We start from the raw sequence: 5,812 nt of genomic DNA on the forward strand, positions 1-5,812 counted from the left end.
AGTGGTACACGATTAAAAGTATTGTACTTTTTATATATTTACGTGTCCAATGGATTAAGGGGGCTTAAAAGCTCGCATACGGTATATCAGTAATCATCTCAAGATATCAGCACCCGCTTACGAGATATCAGTAATCATCTCAAGATATCAGCAGCCCGCTTACGAGATATCAGTAATCATCTCAAGATATCAGCACACACTTACGGGATATCAGTAATCATCTCAAGATATCAGCACACACTTACGAGATATCAGTAATCATCTCAAGATATCAGCACTCACTTAAGGAATATCAGCATTCATACAGACAACTTATCACCAACCATTAAATCCACTTCCACTATTAAACAAGGTCACCTAAGTTTAGTCCCTCTCATCACTTTTATCTGATTCAATAACCGTAAATGGACGCATCATCTCATAATCTTCGTGCTCTAAAATGTGACAATGCCATACATAATCCCCTGTATATGGAGCGAATCTTATAATAACACGGGTTATTTCTGCTGAATGTGCTGCTACGGTATCTTTCCAACCTCGTTCATTTGGCTCTGGTGGTTTTGCTTCCCCTGTATAAACAATTTGCCCATTCGACTGATAAAGATTGAGATCGAAAGGACGGCGGTCTAAAATTTGAAATTGAATTAAATGGATATGAATGGGATGGGTGAAATTAGTAATGTTCATAAGAGACCAAATTTCTGTCGTTCCTAATAGTGGCAATTCTGTCACAGGGTCTATCCACCTTTTATTGTTAAGGAGAAGTAATGGTCTTCCCCATTCATCTGTTGTTCCGTTTAATTTTAATGTTCTAATTGCCGTAATTTTATTGCCTTTTAAGGAGGGGATAGATGCTAGATGCTTTGGAATACGATGTCGATCATCTTCTGAAAGAGGCAAACGTACCCTAAATTGCATGATGTCATCTGTTTCGTCTTCCGGATCAGCATTTGGACCTAAATCATTCTTTAAAGTGATTGTTTCTCCCCTATATTTTGAAAAGTCAATAATAACATCAATACGTTCTGCAGGCTCTATGGATATCTTTTCAATTTCTATCGTTTTTGAGAGTAATCCTCCATCTGTACCGATTTGATAAAAAGGCTGTTCAGAGTCGAGGTACAATTGATAGGCACGGGTATTTGAAGCATTTAAGATACGTAGCCGATATTTTCTTGGCTCAACCTCCAAATATGGCCATACTTTTCCATTTACAACAATTTTATCACCAAGAAAGAATGGTGTAATCGAGGGGGATGGTAAATTTTCTGGTGGGTTATTGGGTTGAATAGGGTAAAAGAGTGAACCATCATTCTGAAAAGAACGATCTTGAATGATGAGTGGGATTTCGTATTTTCCTGCGGGTAATGAGAAGGATTGCTCTTTCCTGTCTCGAATAATATACATACCCGCTAGTCCTGCATAAACATTTAGTCTTGTAATACCCATCGCATGGTCGTGATACCATAATGCAGCTGCCCGTTGGTGATTTGGGTATTCATAGACTTTCCTTTTAAAAAAAGGCCCCACCTCTTCAAATCCATTTGTGAACCACGCTTCCGGGTAACCATCACTATCAGAAGTGGTTTCACTACCATGCAAATGAGTTACGGTTCGGACTTCCGGTAAATTGCCTCCAAGTTCATGAAAGATAGATTGATCAATGGGAAGTAGATGTTTTTGTGGGAGATTGTTGATCCATTTGACTTGAATAGGATCATTTCGCTGAACCTCGAATGTAGGTCCTGGAAACTGGCCATTATACCCCCACAAACGAGTCGGTGGTAAGTCTCGATGTAGTTTTTGACTGAACTCTTCCATGGTTACTTCATAATAAGCACCGCTTTTATCCTTGTTAACAGGCTGTAATGTTTCAGGGATAGGAAGTGAATCAACAAATTTGGTAAGCTTAGGACTCATTTTACTATCTCCTTTCTAGTCTCCTATATCAGATTATGATAAGTGCCCCGAAATGGAATAGGCATATATAATCGGTTAACAAAGATACAGGGAATTAGATTCGACTTAAGGAAACTGGGAAAGAGGTATAAATCAAAACGCTAACTCAAATCGCATTTCGAGGTTGCCTGTCCACAGGAAAATATAAAATTTTTCTCTAACAATTTATTTAAAAAAACAACAAGATTCATCGTATCGGCCGACACGAAGAATCTTGTTGTTTATACGTTATGAGTCCAATTGTTTTAGGATACTTTATTTTTCACCGCTTAATTCTACTAGAATTTTAGCTTGTGATTTATCATTTGTTAATGCTTCAAATCCCTTTTCAACAATGTCTTCTAATTGAATTTGATCTGTAATAATTCCTTGTGGTCTCAATTGCCCAGTTCCCATTAAATCTACTGTTTGTTGGAAACTTGTTGGTGTGTAAGCGATAGATGATGTTACTTTCACACCTGTATTGGTTAAATGCATTGGATTCCAATCAATAGAACGGGCAAAAATGGATACGATGACCATGGTACCACGTGCTTTGGTTGCATCAATGGCTTGTTTGAAAGTTGGTGCGACCCCAGCAACCTCAAAGCTAACATCAACGCCATCAGGTACTATTGCTTTAATGGCTTGTACAGGATCTGTTTCTCCAGAATTGATAATGTGAGTTGCCCCTAATTCTTTTGCTTTTTGCAAACGAGTTTCTGATAAGTCTAAAGCGATAATCTTACTTGCGCCAGCTGCTTTTGCGGCAATAATGGTTAACAACCCGATTGGACCAGCACCAAAAACGGCTACCGTGTCACCAAATCGCATGTCTCCTTCTTTAATCGCTTGCACTGCAACAGCTGTCGGTTCAACAAGTGCTCCATCTTGCAATGTTAGGGTTTTAGGTAGGGTATAGACAGCACTTTCTGGAACATTTACATAGGAAGCAAATCCCCCATCACCATGCAATCCAATAAAGCTAAATCCATCATATGGGTCTAAATCTTCCGGTTTGTTGCCAAAGGTTAAGGTAGGATTGATCACTACACGGTCCCCTTTTTTATAATTGGTAACATCTGGCCCTACAGCTTCCACAACACCAGCAAATTCATGTCCCATTGTTAATGGCGCTTTTTCACCAGTCAAAGGATCATTTTCTTCAATTGGAATGAATACAGGTCCTTCTTCATATTCATGTAAATCGCTACCGCAAATACCTGCCCATGCAACTCTAACCTGAATTTCATCTGATTGGAGTGCTTTCGGTTCCACATTTTCTACACGAATATCTTTTTTTCCATACCAAACTGCTGCTTTCATTTTAAAACCCCCTAAATAATCTAAGTTGATGTTAAAAAGGATTACTACCTTTCTACAACTCTATTATAGCACCATGCTCAATGCTTCACAAGTTAAAACCCATCTTTTGGAAAATATTCATATGTATGCTATCTCATCATGATACTTTGGTTATTAAATTACCAAAATAGTGGTAATAATGATAAGTAGGTTTATTAAACTAAGATAGTTTTCACATACAATTAATAATAGTATCCTAATAATATGGAATTTTAAGGGAGGATAATGGTTTGAAAAATATCAACGCGATTTTAGATGAATTTCTAGAAGAACAGAAAACGAGATTGAAAGAAAGGACTTTTCGTGATTATGAAGATGTCATCTTTCTTTTTAGAGAGTATTTAAATGGTTATGCTTATCAATATTTAGATGATGAAAACCGTAAAAAATGGGAAGCGCAATGGGAAGAAGGTGAAGCGTTTTTTACGGAACTTTTTGGACAAGATGAATTAACAGAAAATCAAATAAGTGAATTTCTAGACTATTTTTTGATTCGTAAAGTAATGGGACCGGAATCACTAATAAAAAAAGCGGTCCGTGTAATGAAGAAATTTTCAAAATGGATGAATGAAAAAAATTATAGCAAGGATGATTATCAAGATTATTTTGAAGAAGTAAAAGATTTACCAAAAGTTGAAAAGCTTGCTCAACTGATTTATCTTTGCGCTCGAAATGCTCCAGAATCACAATACGAAGATATAATCAACAGTTCCTTTTTAGTGAGTAAGATAGAAAAAGGGAAGTTATGGCTAGAAGATGATTTAGATGGTACCGGGGTGATTGGTCCAGTCCTAGTTACAAAGGGAATTTCTGATTTATGTCAGGAAGGTTGGAGAATAAATATGGAAATCGGTAAAACATCTAAAGGCTGGTATATTTTAGAGAGTGGAAATGTGTATCGTTATTAAAAGGTGGTATTAGCGTCATCCTAATACCACCTCTCATCAAAATTAAACATATGTGATAACTTTGTTTTTAGACAATTGAAAGTCCGTGATAGATTTCTTTGCAAGCTGCATCATGATCATATCATCCATCGGGGGATTATGTATCCCGGCACGAACATCACGATAATAGCGCTGCAGAGGGCTTTTTTCTGATAAACTTCGCGCCCCAACCACCCTCATGGCTAAGTCAACTATTTTAATTGCCTTGTCGACGACAGATATTTTGGCTGCATTGATATCAAGTGCCATCTTTTGGCGGACTGCTTGATCACTTTCGTCCCATTTTCTTGATATGCTGTACAGAAAACTCTCTGCCTCTAACAGATAAATCTCTATTTCGCCTAATTTTTGCTTCACGTTCGGTAATTCTGAAATAGTTCCTTTAATACTGTTCGGGGAGTAGGAAGTGGCGAATTTCACCGCTTCTTCCTGTGCTGCTTTAGCAATCCCCAAATAACATGCCGGTATATGTAATATCCACGATGCAGGTTGATTATTGGAGTCTTCACGGTATTCTACTAAGTCATCATCATTCACTTGAACATTTTCTAAAATAAGATCATGACTACCAGTTCCACGCATGGCGATGGAATCCCATGTTTCGTCGATGGTTACTCCGGTAATGTCACGTTTGATGAGAAAATGGCCAATTTTATCCGAACCTTCAATGGAAGCAGCAACTACAAAATAATGTAGTGCAGGTGCTAAGGTTGTGAATGTCTTTCTGCCATTAATCTTCCATCCAGAAGCATTCTTTACGGCAATTGTTTCTGGTTTACCTCCACGTTGAGGGCTTCCAGTTGCAGGTTCCGTAATCGCATGGTTAATTAGTGCGCCATTAGTAATAACATCCTCCGCAAAAGCTGTATATTTTTCTTTATCCCAGCTATTATTTTCCCCATTATGTTTCGTAAGTCCCATATGCCAGCCAATAGCCAGTGCTGTTGAACCATCAGCTTTAGCGATTGTCTCTTGGTATTTTAACATTTCCGTTAAAGTGATTCCGGATCCCCCGTATTCTTTTGGAACCGTAAGTGTGTGATAAGCAATTTTCTTTAAATCCTCTATATTTTCAAATGGAAAACCTGCTTCATTGTCATGTTTGCTTGCACGTTCTTTAAAAGGCTCCACTGTTTGTTGCAGCAGATTCTTTCTTTCTTCAAATGAATAAAGTTCTGTAAGTTTCAATTATATTCCCCTCCGATAGATTGTATCCTGATATCTTGCAGACGAGTGCTGATACTGCGTGAAGTATCCTGATATCTTGTACACGAGTGCTGATATCTCCGTGGTGTTTACCGATACTTTGCACATGTGTGCTGATATCTCCGTGGTGTTTGCCGATATTTTGTACATGTGTGCTGATATCTCCATGGTGTTTACCGATATCCTACACACGATTACTGATATCTCCGAGGTGTTTGCCGATATTTTGTACATGTGTACTGATATCTCCATGGTGTTTACCGATATCCTGCACACGATCTTTTAAGCCCCCTTAATCCATTGGACACGTAAATATATAAAAAGTACAATACTTTTAATCGTGTACCACTTGGGAA

The 5,812-nt window shown here is 38.0% G+C and carries 4 protein-coding genes; 1 reads left to right on the top strand and 3 read right to left on the bottom strand.

Going from position 1 to position 5,812, the window contains the following annotated elements; genetic code table 11:
* Positions 1-363: 363 nt before the first annotated feature.
* Both KM885_RS17420 and KM885_RS17425 read right to left on the bottom strand, forming a co-directional pair.
* Positions 364-1,920, bottom strand: coding sequence for a multicopper oxidase family protein (locus KM885_RS17420; protein WP_216884327.1), 1,557 nt, complete (start codon positions 1,918-1,920; stop codon positions 364-366).
* Positions 1,921-2,214: 294 nt separating this feature from the next.
* On the bottom strand, positions 2,215-3,264 hold the full coding sequence (locus KM885_RS17425; protein WP_060668801.1) for a 2,3-butanediol dehydrogenase: 1,050 nt from the start codon (positions 3,262-3,264) through the stop codon (positions 2,215-2,217).
* Positions 3,265-3,533: 269 nt separating this feature from the next.
* Between KM885_RS17425 and KM885_RS17430 the strand changes: the two genes are divergently transcribed.
* Complete coding sequence (locus KM885_RS17430; protein ID WP_047185539.1) at positions 3,534-4,211, top strand: hypothetical protein; 678 nt, start codon at positions 3,534-3,536, stop codon at positions 4,209-4,211.
* 42 nt (positions 4,212-4,253) lie between these two features.
* Here the strand turns inward: KM885_RS17430 and KM885_RS17435 are convergent, their stop codons facing one another.
* Positions 4,254-5,438: an acyl-CoA dehydrogenase family protein gene (locus tag KM885_RS17435; RefSeq protein ID WP_216884328.1), complete on the bottom strand. Its 1,185-nt coding sequence runs from the start codon at positions 5,436-5,438 to the stop codon at positions 4,254-4,256.
* Positions 5,439-5,812 lie beyond the last annotated feature (374 nt).

Source organism: Oceanobacillus caeni (genome assembly GCF_019037185.1).
Classification (GTDB): Bacteria; Bacillota; Bacilli; order Bacillales; family Amphibacillaceae; genus Oceanobacillus; species Oceanobacillus caeni.